Origin of the sequence: Streptomyces macrosporus, assembly GCF_039533145.1 — a bacterium.
Lineage (GTDB): Bacteria > Actinomycetota > Actinomycetes > Streptomycetales > Streptomycetaceae > Streptomyces > Streptomyces macrosporus.
Window position 1 is genome coordinate 46,749 of the sequence record NZ_BAAASZ010000024.1, and the last position, 16,417, is coordinate 63,165.

14 protein-coding genes are annotated in these 16,417 nt (G+C 73.3%); 6 read left to right on the top strand and 8 right to left on the bottom strand.

What is annotated here, in order from left to right; translation table 11 throughout:
* Positions 1–167 precede the first annotated feature (167 nt).
* Positions 168–614, bottom strand: a complete 447-nt coding sequence (locus ABD335_RS16765) for an ATP-binding protein (protein ID WP_344323651.1) — start codon at positions 612–614, stop codon at positions 168–170.
* Between the two features lie 225 nt (positions 615–839).
* On the opposite strand from ABD335_RS16765, the gene ABD335_RS16770 reads away from it, so the two are divergent.
* A complete protein-coding gene (locus tag ABD335_RS16770) occupies positions 840–1,910 on the top strand; it encodes a glycoside hydrolase family 5 protein (protein WP_344323653.1) in 1,071 nt (356 codons plus the stop codon).
* Between the two features lie 66 nt (positions 1,911–1,976).
* Here ABD335_RS16770 and ABD335_RS16775 read toward each other — a convergent pair whose 3' ends face one another.
* A complete protein-coding gene (locus ABD335_RS16775) occupies positions 1,977–2,435 on the bottom strand; it encodes a MarR family winged helix-turn-helix transcriptional regulator (protein WP_344323726.1) in 459 nt (152 codons plus the stop codon).
* A 407-nt stretch (positions 2,436–2,842) separates the two neighbouring features.
* Between ABD335_RS16775 and ABD335_RS16780 the strand changes: the two genes are divergently transcribed.
* Entirely contained in the window at positions 2,843–4,021 is a 1,179-nt protein-coding gene (locus tag ABD335_RS16780) for a DUF3103 family protein (RefSeq protein WP_344323655.1), read from the top strand.
* A 97-nt stretch (positions 4,022–4,118) separates the two neighbouring features.
* Here ABD335_RS16780 and ABD335_RS16785 read toward each other — a convergent pair whose 3' ends face one another.
* The 3 genes from ABD335_RS16785 to ABD335_RS16795 all read right to left on the bottom strand — a co-directional run bounded on the left by ABD335_RS16785 (position 4,119) and on the right by ABD335_RS16795 (position 6,647).
* The gene (locus ABD335_RS16785) at positions 4,119–4,730 is read right to left on the bottom strand and encodes a YceI family protein (protein WP_344323657.1); all 612 of its coding nucleotides are present in this window, start codon (positions 4,728–4,730) and stop codon (positions 4,119–4,121) included.
* A 173-nt stretch (positions 4,731–4,903) separates the two neighbouring features.
* Entirely contained in the window at positions 4,904–5,764 is an 861-nt protein-coding gene (locus ABD335_RS16790; RefSeq protein WP_344323659.1) for a hypothetical protein, read from the bottom strand.
* A 232-nt stretch (positions 5,765–5,996) separates the two neighbouring features.
* Positions 5,997–6,647 (bottom strand): TetR/AcrR family transcriptional regulator, encoded by a 651-nt coding sequence (locus ABD335_RS16795; RefSeq protein ID WP_344323662.1) that lies wholly within the window; start codon positions 6,645–6,647, stop codon positions 5,997–5,999.
* A 154-nt stretch (positions 6,648–6,801) separates the two neighbouring features.
* Between ABD335_RS16795 and abc-f the strand changes: the two genes are divergently transcribed.
* The 3 genes from abc-f to ABD335_RS16810 all read left to right on the top strand — a co-directional run bounded on the left by abc-f (position 6,802) and on the right by ABD335_RS16810 (position 10,603).
* Entirely contained in the window at positions 6,802–8,424 is a 1,623-nt protein-coding gene (gene abc-f / locus ABD335_RS16800; protein ID WP_344323664.1) for a ribosomal protection-like ABC-F family protein, read from the top strand.
* 78 nt (positions 8,425–8,502) lie between these two features.
* Entirely contained in the window at positions 8,503–9,396 is an 894-nt protein-coding gene (locus tag ABD335_RS16805) for a Vgb family protein (protein WP_344323666.1), read from the top strand.
* Between the two features lie 385 nt (positions 9,397–9,781).
* Entirely contained in the window at positions 9,782–10,603 is an 822-nt protein-coding gene (locus ABD335_RS16810) for an SAM-dependent methyltransferase (protein ID WP_344323668.1), read from the top strand.
* Between the two features lie 58 nt (positions 10,604–10,661).
* On the opposite strand, the gene ABD335_RS16815 is transcribed toward ABD335_RS16810, so the two are convergent.
* Both ABD335_RS16815 and ABD335_RS16820 read right to left on the bottom strand, forming a co-directional pair.
* Complete coding sequence (locus ABD335_RS16815) at positions 10,662–11,669, bottom strand: 1-aminocyclopropane-1-carboxylate deaminase (RefSeq protein WP_344323670.1); 1,008 nt, start codon at positions 11,667–11,669, stop codon at positions 10,662–10,664.
* Positions 11,670–11,743: 74 nt separating this feature from the next.
* Positions 11,744–12,412 (bottom strand): GntR family transcriptional regulator, encoded by a 669-nt coding sequence (locus tag ABD335_RS16820; protein ID WP_344323673.1) that lies wholly within the window; start codon positions 12,410–12,412, stop codon positions 11,744–11,746.
* A 249-nt stretch (positions 12,413–12,661) separates the two neighbouring features.
* On the opposite strand from ABD335_RS16820, the gene ABD335_RS16825 reads away from it, so the two are divergent.
* Entirely contained in the window at positions 12,662–14,089 is a 1,428-nt protein-coding gene (locus ABD335_RS16825; protein ID WP_344323674.1) for an RICIN domain-containing protein, read from the top strand.
* A 117-nt stretch (positions 14,090–14,206) separates the two neighbouring features.
* On the opposite strand, the gene ABD335_RS16830 is transcribed toward ABD335_RS16825, so the two are convergent.
* The gene (locus ABD335_RS16830; protein ID WP_344323676.1) at positions 14,207–16,417 is read right to left on the bottom strand and encodes a xanthine dehydrogenase family protein molybdopterin-binding subunit; all 2,211 of its coding nucleotides are present in this window, start codon (positions 16,415–16,417) and stop codon (positions 14,207–14,209) included.

Consider the following 16,417-nt stretch of genomic DNA (forward strand, 5'->3'; position numbering starts at 1 on the left):
GCGATCGAGGACCGGCTGCTCGCGGATCCGCCGGCTCGTCGGCGGGCCCGCGGCGCGGCTCGAGGACGGGTCGAGGAGGGTCGAGGAGGGGCGGCAGGTGGACGACGCCTGCGCCGGGCGACAGGGCCGACGGCCCGGAAGGTTCTCGGACGCCCGCGCGGACGGCGTCAGTCGGTCTCGGACCCCAGGGCGATCCGGACCTTGATCCGCTTGCCGACGGGGTCGCGCCGGACGTCGAAGCCCTCGCACAGCGCGAGGACGATCTCCAGGCCGTGCTGGCCGACCCTGCCCGGCTCGGCGGCGCGGGTGATCGGCAGCCTGGGGTTGCCGTCCCACACGGTGACCTCCAGGACCCCCTCGTCCAGCTCCAGGTCCAGCACACAAGGGCCGGGAGCGTACTTGCACGCGTTGGTCACCAGTTCGCTCACGACCAGGCGGGCCGTGTCGATCGTCCGCCGCGGAACGGGGAACCCGTGCACGACCCGCGCTCTGGTCAGGAAGCCGGTGACGAACTGCCGGGCGTCCGCGATGGACCCCGGTTCGCCGTCGTAGGCCGCCCCGGCCCGCAGCCTCGGGCCCGTCGATGCCGAGTCGCGCGCGTCACCCAGTGTCATCCGGTCCATGGTTCCCGCCCCCCGTGCCCGCCATTCTCCGCCACTTCGCGCGGACACCCGTCCGTTTACCCCCGCACGTCGCCGTCATGCGACCGCCGCGCGCCACGTCGGTTCGCCGACGAGTGCGGGTTTCGGTCCATCCCATTGACAGGAAAGGTTCCTAACGCTTTTCTTCGGGCAGGACCGAAACCTTTCCCCCCACATTCGGCCAAGGAGCAGTCAGAGATGCCCGCTTCTCTGCGCATACGCGCCAAGCGCCTGCTCGCCGTCACGGCGGCACTCGCCTCCACCGTTCTTCTCGGCCCCTCCCCCGCCGCCACGGCCGCCCCCGGGCCCGACGCCGGCGAGGCCGCCGCGCCGCCCGGTTCGCCGGTCGCCCTCAACGGCCGTCTCGCCGTCTGCGGCACCAAGCTGTGCAACAGCCACGGCAGAGCCGTCCAGTTGCGCGGAATGAGCACCCACGGCACCCAGTGGTACGCCCACTGCGTCACCGACCGCTCCCTGGACGCCCTCGCCGGCGACTGGCGCGCGGACGTGCTGCGGGTGTCCACCTACGTCCAGGAGGGCGGCTACGAGACGGACCCCCGGAGGTTCACCGACCTCGTCCACCGGATCGTCGAGCAGGCCACCGACCGGGGCCTGTACGTGATCGTCGACTGGCACATGCTCAGCCCCGGCGACCCGCACCACAACCTCGACCGCGCCAGGACCTTCTTCACCGAGATCGCGCGGCGCCACGGGGACAAGCCCAACGTCCTGTACGAGATCGCCAACGAACCCAACGGCGTGAGCTGGTCCCGCATCAGGGACTACGCCGAGCGGATCGTCCCGGTCGTCCGCGCCCAGGACCCCGACGGCGTGGTGCTGGTCGGCACCCGCGCCTGGTCCTCGTTCGGCGTCTCCGAGGGCTCGGACGAGCGGGAGGTCGTGAACGACCCCGTGCGCGCCTCCAACATCATGTACACGTTCCACTTCTACGCCGCCTCGCACCGCGACGCGTACCTGGAGACGCTCTCCCGCGCGGCCGACCGACTCCCCGTGTTCGTCACGGAGTTCGGCACGCAGGACTACGCGGGCGAGGGCCCGAACGACTTCGCCATGGCGCAGCGGTACCTGGACCTGATGGCCCGGAAGAAGATCGGCTGGGTCAACTGGAACTTCTCCGACGACCACCGCTCCGGTGCCGTCTTCCGGCAGGGCACCTGCGCCGCGGACTCCGTCTGGACGGGCACCTCGGTGCTCAAGGAGGCCGGGGTGTGGATCCGCGACCGGCTCCGCACGCCCGACGACTTCTGACCGTCCCCGCACCACGGGCCGTTCCCGGCACGGGCGTGCCGGGAACGGCCGGTTCGCGACGGACCGTCAGTGGTGCCAGGCCCGGCCGCCGACGTTGTGGATCATCCGCTGGAGCACCTTGAGGGTGACGAGGTACTCCTCGTCCGTGACGCCCTCGTGGATCCGCTCCCGCATGGCCGCCTGGCGCCGCGCGCACGTCCGGTGGACGGCCCGCCCCTCGGAGGTCAGGCGCATGCGGCCGTCGTCGCCGGTGTCGACCAGGCCCCGGTCGACCAGGGCGTCCGTCTCCGGGCCGAGGGCGCCCCCGACGTCCAGGTAACCGCGGAGCACCGCGAACACCTGCTCGCGGGTCCGGCCGTCGTCGCCCGCGTCGGCGAGTTGGCTCAGGACCCACCACTGGGGTTGGCTGATCCCGTACTCGGCCAGTCCGGCGCGGATGTACGTGACGACGGCTTTGTGCGCGGCCCAGCTCCAGTAGCCGATCGGCTGCCGGACCAGTTCCGCGTCGTCGTGCGAGTACTCCACCGTCGATCCTTCCGTTCGGATGTCGATCACGTGTCGAATCGTCACGGCGAACCTAGAATCTCAAGTGGACTTGACGTCAATGTCCGCCGGCCTTCCCCGCCTCCGCCCGGGCCGTCGAGCGCTTCGAACCGGTCACCGGAGAGACACGGGGCGAACCGGGCGAACACCCCGCGGGAACTCACCGTTTCCGGCATTCCGGCCCGCGTCCCGACGGGAGAGCGCTCCCGAACGGCGTGCCGCGTGGCGCGAACGCACACCTTGCCTTGTTGTCATGGCGACGTCATTCTGAGCGGCGCGACGGTTCTACCCGCATAGATTCTCGGCGCGGGAAACCGTCGCGGACCTCTTCCCGCATCCCGCACCACGCATCCCCCGCTCCTCCAACCCCACTCCTCCAGGAGGCCCGCGTGACCGGACACCGGTACGGAACCGCAGTCGTGTGCGCCGCCCTCTCCGCTCTCGGTCTCGTCGTCGCCCAGGGGACCGCCTCGGCGTCCGCCGACCGGCTCCCCGCTCCGCCGGAGACCACCGTCACCACTACCACCGCCGACGCCACCACCGACGCCGCCACCGACGTCGCCGCGATCGCGGACGGCGCGGCGCGCTCGCTCGCCGTCTCCCTCTCCGGAACCGCCTGGCGCGCCCGGGTGCGGGACGCGGCCCTCGCCTCGGACGAGGTCGATCTCGCCGCCCTGGCGCGGAAGGCCGCCCCGACGGCCGGGGAGCGGGTGGCGCCGGTGATCGTCGGCGCCGACCGGGCCCTCGCCAAGACCAAGGGGCTCGCCCCGGACACCGGTTCCCTGCTGCGGCTCCGCCTCGCCGACGACTCCATGCGCCAGGCCCTCCGGGCCGGGGCCGAGCCGCTGGTGGCCGCCGCGGAAGGCGACGACGACGCCGCGACGGTGACCGCCTACGACAGCGCCGGCCGCCCCCACGCGCTGGACGCGCGGCGGGTCCCCGAGCGCCCCGTCTACGTGGTCGACGTCGACGCCGACCGGGCCGTCGCCGCGGGCCTGTCCGTCCTGCGCGAGGAACTCGCCCGGCGCGGCCTGTCGTCGGCCGTCGAGCCGGCGGCGTCGGCGAGCGCCGCGGGCGACGGCTTCTGGACCAGCCGGATCACCTCGATCCGGCTCTCCGACGACCACGAGCCCTGGGCCAAGGGCGACGCCGAGATCTACTCGCTGGTGACCGGCTTCGGCCGGGACGGCACGGTGCGCGTCGACCCCGTCGACATGCCCTACCTCGACACGGACGGGCGGACGTACCACCCCAACCAGGCCCTGGTGAACTGGTCGTTCTACAAGTACGACCTCGCCGACGTCGTGATGATGGAGGAGGACGGCAGCACCGATTACCGGTCGCTCGCCAAGGCCGTCGCCGACGCCCTGCTCGCCGTCACGGACCTGGGCGCCTACGTTCCGCTGGTCAACGCCGTCCTGGACGCCGTGCCCGACGACTGGTGGACCGACGACCCCGACTACGTGGACTCCTGGTACACCCTCGCCCGGGGCACCACGGGGCAGGTCGCCGGAGCGCGCGGCAACGGCACCATGACGCTCGAACCGTACTGGGTGCCGGCCTTCTAGCCCGCCCCTCACGACACCGGGGGCGTACGGCCACTGCCGTACGCCCCCGGGCACTCTCCGTCCGCTCCGTTCCCTCCGCTCGCCGCGGCCGGGCGGCTCAGGCGGCGTTCCTGATCGCGGAGAGGTCGAAGTGGAGCTTGATCTTGTCGGAGACGAGCATCCCACCGGTCTCCAGCGCGGCGTTCCAGGTCAGGCCGTAGTCGGAGCGCAGCAGCTCCGCCTTGCCCTCGAAACCGACGCGCTCGTTGCCGAACGGGTCCTTGGCGGCGCCGTTGAACTCCAGGTCGATGGTGATCGGCCGGGTGGTGCCCAGGATGGTGAGGTCGCCGGTGATCCGGTAGTCGTCGCCGCCCAGGGCCTCGGCCCCGGTGGAGCGGAACGTCATCACCGGGTGGTTCTCGACGTCGAAGAAGTCCGGGCCCTTCAGGTGGGCGTCGCGGTCGGCGGAGCCGGTGTCGACGCTCGCCATCTTGATGTCGAGCGAGGCGGTGGACCTCGACGGGTCGGAGCCGTCGAGGTGCAGGGTGCCCTCGAACTCCTGGAAGGCGCCCTTGACGTTGGTGACCATGGCGTGGCGGGCGGTGAAGCCGAGGGTGGTGTGCGAGGGGTCGAGGGTGTAGTCGCCGGTGAGGGCGGCCAGGTCGGGATTGACGGCCGCGGGGGCGGCCGGGGCGACGGTGGCGGTGTTCTTGCGGCCGAACAGACCCATGACGATCTCCTGTGAAGAGGCGTGCGCCACGGCCTTCCGCCGAGGCGGTTGAATGTTCAACGAATTCAACCGTAGACCCATTCTGTTCAAATTTCAACATCTCGGCGTGCGGCTCTTCCGGGGCCTCGCACACGCACCCCCCACGGCGAGGCGAACGCCCTGGTGGGACGGTCTCAAGGGGACCGGTCGGCGGTCTTCCGCGCCTCGTCCGCCGACCGGTCGGAGGCCGTGCCGCCGCGCGAGGCGTCCTCGGTCCGGCCCGTGTCGCCGGGATCGGGACGGCCGGCGACCAGGTCCGACAGCCGGTCGGCCGCTCGCGCGAGCGGCTGTCGGACGCGCCGCTCGCGCCGGGTCGCCCGCTCCAGCTTGCGGCTCGCCCGGACGCCGGGCCGGTGGTAGCGCCACCGTGCCCAGGGGGCGTTCGGCCGGGACAGCCGCACCGCGCTCACCAGGAGGAGGATCGGGAAGAACAGGCCGAAGAAGCCCGTCCAGAACTTCCCCTTGAACAGGGTGATCCCGGCCAGGCCGGCGTTGAACGCGGCCAGGCCGAAGCCGAGGGCCCACTCCTCGGCGCCGCCTTCGCCCGCGGCCTCCACGAAGTCGCTCACGAAGACCGGACGCTCCCCGATCAACAGCAGTCCGATCATCGCGAGCGCCACGAACACCGCCTCGACCGACAGGCGCCCCTCTTCCGACCAGTAGACGTCGCGCAGCCGCAGGATCAGCGCGAACTCGTCCAACACCAGCGCCGACCCGATGCCGAACAGTGCCGCCGCGGCGGCCCGCCAGCCGGGCAGGTCGTCCGGGACGGCGAAGCCGACGACCCCGCCGAGCAGCATCATCACCACGCCGAACACCACGTGGTGGATGTGCATGCCGCCGGGTGTGACGTTCCCCGGCCACCAGCCGACCCCGGCCCTGATCATCCGGGTCGAGAACCGGATGAACGCGAAGCCGAGGATCATGGCGGTGAAGAAGCAGAACAGGGGCAGCCGGCCGGTGTCCACGATGGTGTGCCGGAACCACTCGCCCATGTCAGCCTCGCTCGCGCGCCTCGCGGGCCCGGTCGGGGCCCGGGGCGCCGCCCGGATGCCGGTTCGCCGTGCCTGACCGCGGTGGCGTCATGGGCCCTCCCCGCACTGCAAGGGCTTCGGTCGCGGGGCCGGCGGGCGCTCGTCTCCCGTCCCGGTCCCCGGCGACGTCGGGGTCGTGGTCCAGGCTACTGCGGGAGGGGACGGCCCGGCCGTCGATCGCCGGCCGCCGCCCTCACGGCTCCGCGAAGGCGCCGGCGGACGCGGCGAGGGCGGCGGACCGGGCCGCGTGGCCGGGCAGCCGCGGGTCGGGCGGCATGCGCAGGAGCACCAGATGGTGGTAGAGCGGCGCGGTGGCGGCGACCAGCAGTCGGCGCGCGTCGGTGCCCTCCGGGACCTCCCCCCGCCGGACCGCGCGGTCGACGACGACCTCGCAGCGCGTGTACCGGTCCGCCCAGAAGCGCCGCAGGGCGTCGGCGGCCTCGGCGGAGCGGAACGAGGCGGCGATCAGGGCCGCGGTGACCGACGGCCGGGCCGTCAGGGCCTCCTGGACCTCGCGGTTCAGCGCCGCCAGGTCCCCTTCCAGGTCGCCGGTGTCCTCCGGTCGCCAGTCGTCGTCCCCCGCCGTGTCGAGGACGTCGGCGAGCAGGCCGCCGACGTCGCGCCAGCGCCGGTAGACCGTGGTGCGGTGCACGCCCGCGCGGGCGGCGACGGCGTCCACGGTCAGCTCGTCGTAGCCGTGCTCCACCAGTTGGACGCGGACCGCGTCGAGGACCCGCGCGCGGACGCGGGCGCTGCGGCCTCCCGGACGGCGGGCGGGCACCGGCCGGTCGCCGTCGTCCGGGTTCCGACCGGCGACGGAGATGACGGAGGTGACGGAGGTCATGCGGAAAACCGGGTTGCCCGGAGGAACGGGACCATGGCAGCATCATAACACAACTGTTGTCGCTTTAAGGAGTCGGTCGTGCTCTTCCGAGGCGTTCTCCCCGTCCCGCGGTCCTGGTCGGCCGCACCGTTCCCGAACGCCTCGGAGGTCCCGTATGCCCACGCAGATCACCGCTCTCTCCGTCACCAAGACCTACGGCGACCGCACCGTCCTGGACTCGGTGACGTGCTCGCTCGCCGCGGGTGAGCGCACCGGAATCGTCGGCGAGAACGGGTCCGGCAAGACCACCCTGCTGCGCCTGCTGGCCGGCCGGGAGAAACCCGACCTCGGAGAGGTCGTCGTCCAGGCCGCGGGCGGCGTCGGTCACCTCGCCCAGGACGGGGACCTCCCACCGCACCTGACCGTCCGGGAGGCCGTCGACCACGCCCTGCGCGAGCTGCGCGCGATCGAGGACCGGATGCGCCGCCTGGAGGCCGCGATGGCCGACGGCGACGAGTCGCACCTGGCCGAGTACGGGGAGCTGCTGACGGTCTTCGAACTCCGCGGCGGCTACGACGCCGACGCCCGGGTGGAGCGCGCCCTGCACGGCCTCGGGCTGGGGCGGCTGCGCCGCGACCGCGCGGTGGGCGACCTCTCCGGCGGCGAACGGGTCCGGCTGCGCCTGGCGTCCCTCCTCGCCGCCTCACCGGAGGTGCTGCTGCTGGACGAGCCGACCAACCACCTCGACGACAACGCCCTGACCTGGTTGGAGGAGCACCTGCGCACCCGGCACGGCACGACCGTGGCGGTCTCCCACGACCGGATCTTCCTCGACCGCGTCGCGACCTCCCTGCTGGAGGTGGACGCCGACCGCCGCACCGTGGTCCGGTACGGCAACGGCTACGCCGGCCACCTCGCCGAGAAGGCCGCCGCCCGCCGGCGCTGGGCCCAGGCGCACGCCCGGTGGCGGGCCGACGTCGACCGGCTCCGCGAGACGGCCGCGACCACCGCCCGCCGGGTCGCCCCCGGCCGGGCGATGAAGGACGGCAACAAGATGGCCTACGACCGGGCGGGCGGGCGCGTGCAGCAGTCCCTCGCCTCCCGGGTGCGCAACGCCGAGGAGCGCCTGCGCCGTCTCCTGGCGGAGCCGGTGCCGCCTCCCCCGGAACCGCTGCGGTTCTCCCCCGTGCTGCGCACCGACCGCCCGGCGGGTTCGGAGGGTGCCGTGCTCGATGCCGAGGGCGTCACCGTCACCGGCCGGCTCGGCCCCACGGACCTCGCCGTCGCGGCGGGCGAGCGGCTGCTGGTCACCGGGCCGAACGGGGCGGGCAAGAGCACCCTGCTGCGCGTCCTGGCCGGCGAACTCCCGCCCGACGGCGGACGCGTCACCCGCCGCGGCCGGATCGGGTACCTCCCCCAGGACCCCGTCCCCGCCCGGCCGGGCGAGACCGTGCTGGACGCCTTCGCCCGCGGCCGGACGGGGACGGCCGACGAACACGCCGAGCGGCTGCTCTCCCTCGGGCTGTTCGCGCCCGACCGGTTCTCCGTACCGGTCGAGGGCCTGTCCACGGGGCAGCGGCAGCGCCTGGCCCTGGCGCGGCTGATCGACGAACCGGTCGACGTCCTGCTCCTCGACGAGCCGACCAACCACCTCTCCCCCGCCCTGACGGAGGAGTTGGAGGCGGCCCTGGCCGGTTACGAGGGCGCGCTCGTCGTCGTCAGCCACGACCGCCTGCTGCGCCGGCGGTGGCGGGGCGGCCGGCTGGAGCTGCGCCCGGTCCACGCCGCCGCGCTCTGACCGCCCGGCCCCGCCGTCCCGCCGCACCGGGCACGCCCCGCCCTCCCCGTCCACGTCCACCCACCCGAAGGAGCCCTGTTGACCCGCCGTACCGTCTCCGTCGAGCGCATACCCGTCCCCGACCCCGCCTCGGGGCCCTACGCCGTCGCCGCCGGTCCCGACGGCGCGCTGTGGTGCACGCTGGTCCACACCGGAGGGATCGCCCGCCTGACGCCCGACGGCCGGCTCGACGTCCACCGGCTGGACTCCGCGACCTGCGGACCGTCGGTGATCACGCCCGGCCCCGACGGTGCCCTGTGGTTCACCCGGTACCAGGACCACCGGATCGGGCGCGTCACCCCCGACGGGCGGACGACCGCGTTCTCCCTCCCGACCCCGGAGAGCGGCCCGTTCGGCATCACGTGCGCGTCCGACGGCGCGCTGTGGTTCACCCAGACGCGCACCGACCGGATCGGCCGCGTCACCGTCGACGGGCGGGTCACGGAGTTCCCGCTGCCCGTCACCGGCTCCTTCCCGTCGGCCATCACCGCCGGTCCCGACGGCGCGCTGTGGTTCACCCTCAACCAGGCGAACGCGATCGGCCGGATCTCCCTCGACGGGGACATCGCGCTCCACCCGCTTCCCACCGAGGGCACCGCGCCGGTCGGCATCACGTGCGGCGCGGACGGCGCGCTGTGGTTCGTCGGGATCGGGGCCGGACTGGTCGGCCGCGTCACCGTCGACGGCCGGGTGACGGAGTTCGCCCTCCCCGACCGCGCCTGCCGGCCCCACGCCATCACCACCGGACCCGACGGCACCCTGTGGTTCACCGAGTGGGGCGCGGGCCGCGTCGGGTCCATCGGCCCCGACGGCCGTGTCGAGGAGCACGACCTGCCGGTCCCCTCCTCGGAGCCGCACGGCCTGGCCTTCGGGCCCGACGGCGCCCTCTACGTCGCGCTGGAGATCGGGGAGCTCGCCCGGTTGGAGCCGTGACGGTCCGGTCCGGGCCGGCGCGCGTTCGAGTTCGCCGGCCGTGACGGACGACGTGCGCGTGCCCGCCACCGTGCACGCGTGCGCCCCGCCGCCGAGCCCGCCCGTACGCTCGGCTCCCGACTCCCGACTCCCGACTCCCGACTCCCGGCGTTCGGGCGGGCGTCGTGGACCCCGGCGACGCGGCCGTCGCCCACGCCGGGGAGGCGACCGGTCCGCAGGGCCGCTTCCGTGCCGGGTGCCGTTTCGAGTCCCGCGTCGAGACCGGGGCCGTCGTGCTCGCCACCGGCGCACCGGGAGTCTCTCGTCCTCGAAAGGCCCTGTGACGCAGGGGAGTTGTGGGAATAGGTTGGCGGCAGACAACCGCATGATCGCAGAAGGGGCCCTCATGGCTGACGGAACGTCCGCTCCCGACCGGGTGTCGTCGCGCATCGACACGACCGTGCCGCACTCGGCCCGGATGTGGGACTACTGGCTGGGCGGCAAGAACCACTACGAGGTCGACAAGGCCGCCGGCGACCAGGTGCGCAGGATTCATCCGGGCATCCTCGAGTACGCCCGGGCCGACCGGGCGTTCCTGGGCCGTGCGGTCCGCCACCTGGCGGGAGAGGCGGGCGTCCGGCAGTTCCTGGACATCGGCACCGGCCTGCCCACGACCGACAACACCCACGAGGTCGCCCAGCGCATCGCGCCCGAGGCCCGGATCGTCTACGCCGACAACGACCCCATCGTCCTCGCGCACGCCCGGGCCCTGCTCACCTCCTCCCCCGAGGGCGCCACCGACTACCTCGACGCCGACCTGCACGACCCCGACACCATCCTGACCCAGGCGGCCAGGACGCTGGACTTCACCCGGCCGGTCGCGGTCATGCTGCTGGGCATCGTGATGTTCGTCGAGGACACCGAGCGGGCCCGGGCGATCGTGAGGCGGCTCATGGAAGGCGTCCCGTCCGGCAGTTACCTGGTGCTGTCGCACACCATCACCGCGCCGGGCCTGGACGACGTGGACGCGGCGGTCGAGTACTGGAACAGCGTCGGCACGCCGAAGCTGCACCAGCGCACCCCCGAGGAGGTCGCCCGGTTCTTCGACGGCCTGGAGCTCCTGGAGCCCGGTGTGGTGTCGTGCTCGCGGTGGCGTCCGGAGCCCTCGCCGACGGGCGAGCTCCCCGACGAGGTGGCCTTCTACTGCGGTGTGGCCCGCAAGCCGTGACCGGTCGCGGTGGGTCCCCTCCGGCGGGCGGAGGGGACCCACGGCACGGGACGGCCCGTCAGTGGAACAGGCCGCTGTAGGCGTTGAGGGCGGGTTGTCCGCCGAGGTGGGCGTACAGGACGGTGGAGCCCTCGGGGATCTCGCCGTCGCGCACCAGGTCGATGAGCGCGGCCATCGACTTGCCCTCGTAGACCGGGTCGAGGATCACGCCCTCGGTACGGCCGGTGAGGCGGATGGCCTCCAGGGTCGACTCGACGGGAACGCCGTACTTCTCGCCCGCCCAGCCCTCCAGGAGGGTGATCTCCTCGTCTTTCAAATCCCGCCCGAGGCCGATGAGTTCGGCGGTGCCGCGGGCGATGCGCTCCACCTGCGCGCGGGTCTTGGCCGGTTCGGCGGAGGCGTCGATGCCTATCACCCGGCGCGGGCGGTCCTGGCCGGCGAACCCGGCGATCATCCCGGCCTGGGTGCTGCCGGTGACGCTGCACACCACCACGGTGTCGAAGAAGACGCCCAGTTCCCGCTCCTGCGCCTGCACCTCACGTGCCCAGTTGGCGAATCCCAGGCCGCCCAGCGGGTGGTCGGAGGCCCCGGCGGGGATGGCGTAGGGCGTGCCGCCGGCGGCCCGTACGTCCTCCAGGGCCCGCTGCCAGCTGTCCCGGAAGCCGATGTCGAAACCGGCGTCGACGAGTTCGATGTCGGCGCCCATGACGCGGGAGAGCAGGATGTTGCCGACCTTGTCGTTGACCGGGTCCGGCCAGTCCACCCAGTGTTCCTGGACCAGGCGGGCCTTGAGTCCCAGTCGGGCGGCCACGGCGGCGACCTGCCGGGTGTGGTTGGACTGCACGCCGCCGATGGTCACCAGGGTGTCCGCGCCCTGCCGGAGGGCGTCGGGCACCAGGTACTCCAGTTTGCGGGTCTTGTTGCCGCCGTAGGCGAGTCCGCTGTTGCAGTCCTCGCGCTTGGCCCAGATGCGGGCTCCGCCGAGGAGGTCGCTCAGCCGGTCCAGCGGGTGGATCGGGCTGGGACCGAACAGCAGGGGGTACCGTTCGAAGTCGTCGAGGGACACGGTGGGCTCCTTGTCGGGGGTGCGCCCGGGGCGGCCGGGCTGCCGTCAACGCGGGGCCGCGGCCCCTCCTGCCGCTACTCCTCGGACGGCAGGGTGTCCAACAGGGGGACGAGTGTGTGCCAGTTGGCGCGCGTCGCCTCGGCCGCGCCCTCGGCGTCCCCGTCCTCGCACAGCGCGACGATCCGCTCGTGCTGCGCCACCGAACCGCGTCCGCTCAGCGAGGAGAAGCGCAGCCGCTCCACCCGGCGCAGCACCGGCGTGTACTGATCCAGGACGCTCCGCACCGCCTGGTTGGCGGCGGCGGTGACCGCGACGGCGTGGAAGTCGTCGTCGGCGGCGAGCGCCGCCTCGACGTCACCGCGGCGCAGTGCGTCGGCGAAGCGGGCGTTGGCCTCGCGCATGGCGTCCAGTTCGGCGGTGGACAGGTTCGGCACCGCCTCCCGGACGGCCACCCCGTGCAGGGCGGCCACCACCGCCTGGGCGTCGCGGACGGCGCGGGCGTCCAGTGGGCTGACGATGGTGTGGCTGCCGGGTTTGGTCCGCACCAGCCCGGCCTGTTCGAGCCGGGCCAGGGCCTCTCGGACGGGGGTGCGGCTGACGCCCAGCCACTCCACCAGATCGGCGTCGTGGAGGCGCTCGCCGGGGGCGAGCGTGCCGTCGACGATCGCGTCGCGGATCGCCTGGTAGGCACGCTCCCGCAGGAGGGGCCGGACGACGAGCCCTCGGCTCCGGGGAATCGGCATGCAATATATTGCATGCCAGTGGCCGCCCTTCCGTCAAGAGGGGAGGCCGTTCCGCCGGTGTGCCCGGCCGGAAAATCGGGAAGCTCACGGCCGGGACTCCGCACCCCGCGCCGTCCCCACGCCCCAAGTCTCCCGAGGAGAGCCGCAGATGCCCCGTTTCCGCACGCCCCCACACGGACCCACCGGAACGAGCCCGACGGAGAACCCGGCGGAGAACCCGGCGGAAAACCCGGTGGAAGGGAACGCCTTATGAGCCGGTTACGCCTCTTCCTGTCGGCCCTGTGCCTGGCCGTGACCGCGGCCCTGGCGGTTCCGGGCGGCGCCCAGGCCGCCCCCGTGACGATCCTCAACGGCGTCCGGTTCACCGACACCTCCGGGGACCCGCTGCACGCGCACGGCGGCGGCGTCCTCAAGGTCGGCGCGTACTACTACTGGTTCGGCGAGCACCGCAACGCCGACAACACCTTCCGGGCGGTCTCCGCCTACCGTTCCACGGACTTGAAGAACTGGGAGTTCCGCCGCCACGTGCTGACCCAGCGGAGCGCCTCCGAACTCGCCGTCGCCAACATCGAGCGGCCCAAGGTGATGTACAACCAGCGCACCGGGCGGTTCGTGATGTGGATGCACAAGGAGAACGGCCGGGACTACGGCGAGGCCCGCGCGGCCGTCGCCGTCTCCGACACCGTCGACGGCGACTACGCCTGGCGCGGCTCCTTCCGGCCGCTGGGGCACATGTCCCGCGACATCACCGTCTTCACCGACACCGACGGCACCGGCTACATGGTCTCCGCCGCCCGCGAGAACCACGACCTCCACCTCTACCGTCTCACCGACGACTACACGCAGGTCGCCTCGCTGGTGGCCAACCCCTGGCCGGGCGGTCACCGCGAGGCCCCGGCCCTGTTCAAGCGCGACGGCGTCTACTTCATGCTGACCTCCGGCGCCACCGGCTGGTCCCCCAACCAGCAGAAGTACGCCACCGCCACGTCCCTCGCCGGGCCGTGGAGCGCGATGCGGAACGTCGGCGACGCGACGGCGTACGGCTCGCAGACCGCGTTCGTCCTGCCCGTCCAGGGAAGCCGGACGACCTCGTACCTCTACCTGGGCGACCGGTGGGGCAACTCCTTCGGCGGCACGGTCAACGACTCGCGCTACGTGTGGCTGCCGCTGTCCTTCCCCACGTCCACCAGCATGACCATGGACTGGTATCCGGAGTTGACCATCGACACGGCGACGGGGACCGTCGCCGGTTCCGGCGGCCCGTACCGGACGCTGACGGCCCGGCACAGCTCCAAGTGCCTGGACGTGCCGGACAAGTCCTTCGCCGAGGGCGTCGCGGCCGTGCAGTACTCCTGCAACGGCGGCGCCAACCAGCGGTTCTGGCTGCGGGACGCCGGTGGCGGCCAGGTGTGGCTGACGGCCCGGCACAGCTCGATGTGCCTGGGCGTGCGCGGCGCCTCGGCCGCCGACGGCGCGCGGGTGGAACAGCAGTCCTGCGCCGACGGCGCGCACCAGCGGTGGCGCGTGGAGGACGCGGGCGGCGGGTACGTCCGGCTGGTCGCCGCGCACAGCGGCAGGTGCCTGGACGTGCTGGACGAGTCCACCGCCGACATGGCGGGTGTCGCGCAGTACTCCTGCACCGGCGGCGCCAACCAGCAGTGGTTGCGCGCCACGTGACCCACGCGGTGGCCGTGGCGGGGTCCGACTCCGCCACGGTCCGGCCCGTCTCCCGACGCCGAGCGGCCCGGCCCGCCCGTGCGGGCGGGCCGGGCGGGACCGCCGCGGAGGACGGTGTCAGTCGAGCAGCTTGTCCAAGGTGATGGGCAGTTCCCTGATCCGCTTGCCGGTGGCGTCGTGGACGGCGTTGGCGATCGCCGCCGCGACGCCCACGATGCCGATCTCGCCGATGCCCCGCGCGCCGAGCGGGTTGTGCAGCGTGTCGGGGTGGTCCAGGAAGTGGACGTCGATGTCGGGGACGTCGGCGTTGACGGGGATCAGGTAGTCGGCGAGGTTGGCGTTGGCGTAGCGGCCTCCCTCGTCGTCCGGGTGCAGGCCCTCGTGGAGCGCCGCGGACATGCCCCAGACCATGCCGCCGAGGATCTGGCTGCGGGCCGCCTTCCGGTTGACCACCGTGCCGACGTCCATCACCGAGAGCATCCGCGACACCCGGATCTCGGACGTCCACCGGTTCACCCGGACCTCGCAGAACTGGGCGCCGAAGGAGGCGAAGGCGTGGCGCCGCGTCTCCTCGCCCGGGCCCGCGGACCCCTCGGCCTCGACGCCGGGCCGGCCGACCGCCGCGAGCAGCGCGCCGAAGTCCTCGTCGCGGTCGGGCCCGACGAGCCGTCCGTCCTCGTAGCGCACCTCCTCCGGGTCCAGGCCGTGGAACGGGGATCGGGGGTGCTCCACGGCCAGGGTGACCAGGGCCTTCTTGGCGGCCGTCGCCGCCGCCAGCACGGCGGACCCGACGCTGGCGGTGCCGCAGGAGCCGCCGATGAACCCGGCGGCGCTGAGCCGGGAGTCGCCCAGGTCGGGCTTGATCCGGTGCATCGGGATGCCCAGCGCCTCCGACCCCACGACGGTCAGCACCGTCCACATGCCCGTGCCGAGGTCGGCGGTGGCGCCGGAGACGGCGGCGGTGCCGTCCGCGTTGAACCGGACCCTCATCGTGGCCGGGAGGCGGAGCGCCGGGAAGACGGCCGTGGCCATTCCGGTGCCCACGTACCAGTCCCCGTCCCGCACCGAGCCCGGTGTGCGAGGGCGCTCCCGCCAGCCGAAGCGCCGGGCGCCGGTGCGGTAGCACTCGATCAGGTGCTTGCTCGACCAGGGCAGGCCGCTGTCCGGCGCGGTCTCGGCGTGGTTCCTGATCCGCAGTTCGATGGGGTCCGTCCTGAGCCTGACCGCGAGTTCGTCCAGGGCGCTCTCCAGGGCGAAGGAGCCGGACGCCTCGCCGGGGGCGCGCATGTACGTGGTCTCGGGGACGTTCAGGGGCACGTACCGGGCGGCGACCTCGATGTTCGGCGCGGCGTACCAGTGGCGCGAGGTGGTGTGCGCGGCCGGTTCGACGAAGCCGCCCCCGGCGGGGCCGCCCGACCAGCAGTGGTGCTTGATCGCGGTGAGGGTGCCGTCCCCGCGGGCGCCCAGCGTCACGGTCTGGCGGGTGGCGGCGCGGGTGGCGGTGGCGGTGAAGACCTGCTCGCGGGTGAGCACGGTCTTCACCGGGCGTCCCAGCTTCCGCGCGGCGGCCGCGGCGAGCTTGGTCTGCGCGTAGGTGACGATCTTCCCTCCGAAGGCGCCGCCGATGTACGGGCTGAGGACCCGGACCCGGGAGGGGTCCACCTCCAGCGCCATGGCGAGGTCCGCCGCCGCGAAGTGGAGGCCCTGGGTGCTGCTGTGGACGGTCAGCGTGTCGTCCTCCCAGACGGCCACGGCCGAGTGCGGCTCCATCGCCGCGTGTCCCTGCGGCGCCGTGTGGTAGGTGGCGGTGACCGTGACCTCGCTGTCGCGCAGCGCCTCGTCGACGGAGGCGACCCCGTCCGCGAGGACGGTGAGGCGGGCGGGCATCCCGTTGACGTGTTCGGGCGTCTCGGCCCCGGACAGCCCGCGTTCCAGGGAGACCACCGCGGGGCGCTCGTCGTACTCGACGCGGACCAGCCCGGCCGCGTGGCGGGCCTGTTCCCAGGTCTCGGCGACGACGAAGCCGATGGGCTGCCCGTGGTGGCGGACCTCCCTGTCCTGGAGCGGCACCCACACCGGCCCCATGGAGCTCTCGGGGCGGAGTCTCAGCGGGTTGAAGGGGGTGTGGACGGCCAGGACGCCGGGGGCCCGCTCGGCCCTCCGGGTGTCCATGGCCCGGATGGTGGCGTTGGCCACCGTGCTGACGACGAGGTGTCCGTGGGCGAGGCGGGCGAAGGTGCGGTCCGCCCCGTAGTCGGCCCCGCCGGTGACCTTGAGCCGGCCGTCGACCCGGTCGACGGACGCACCGAGCGCTTTCGTCTTCCGCAC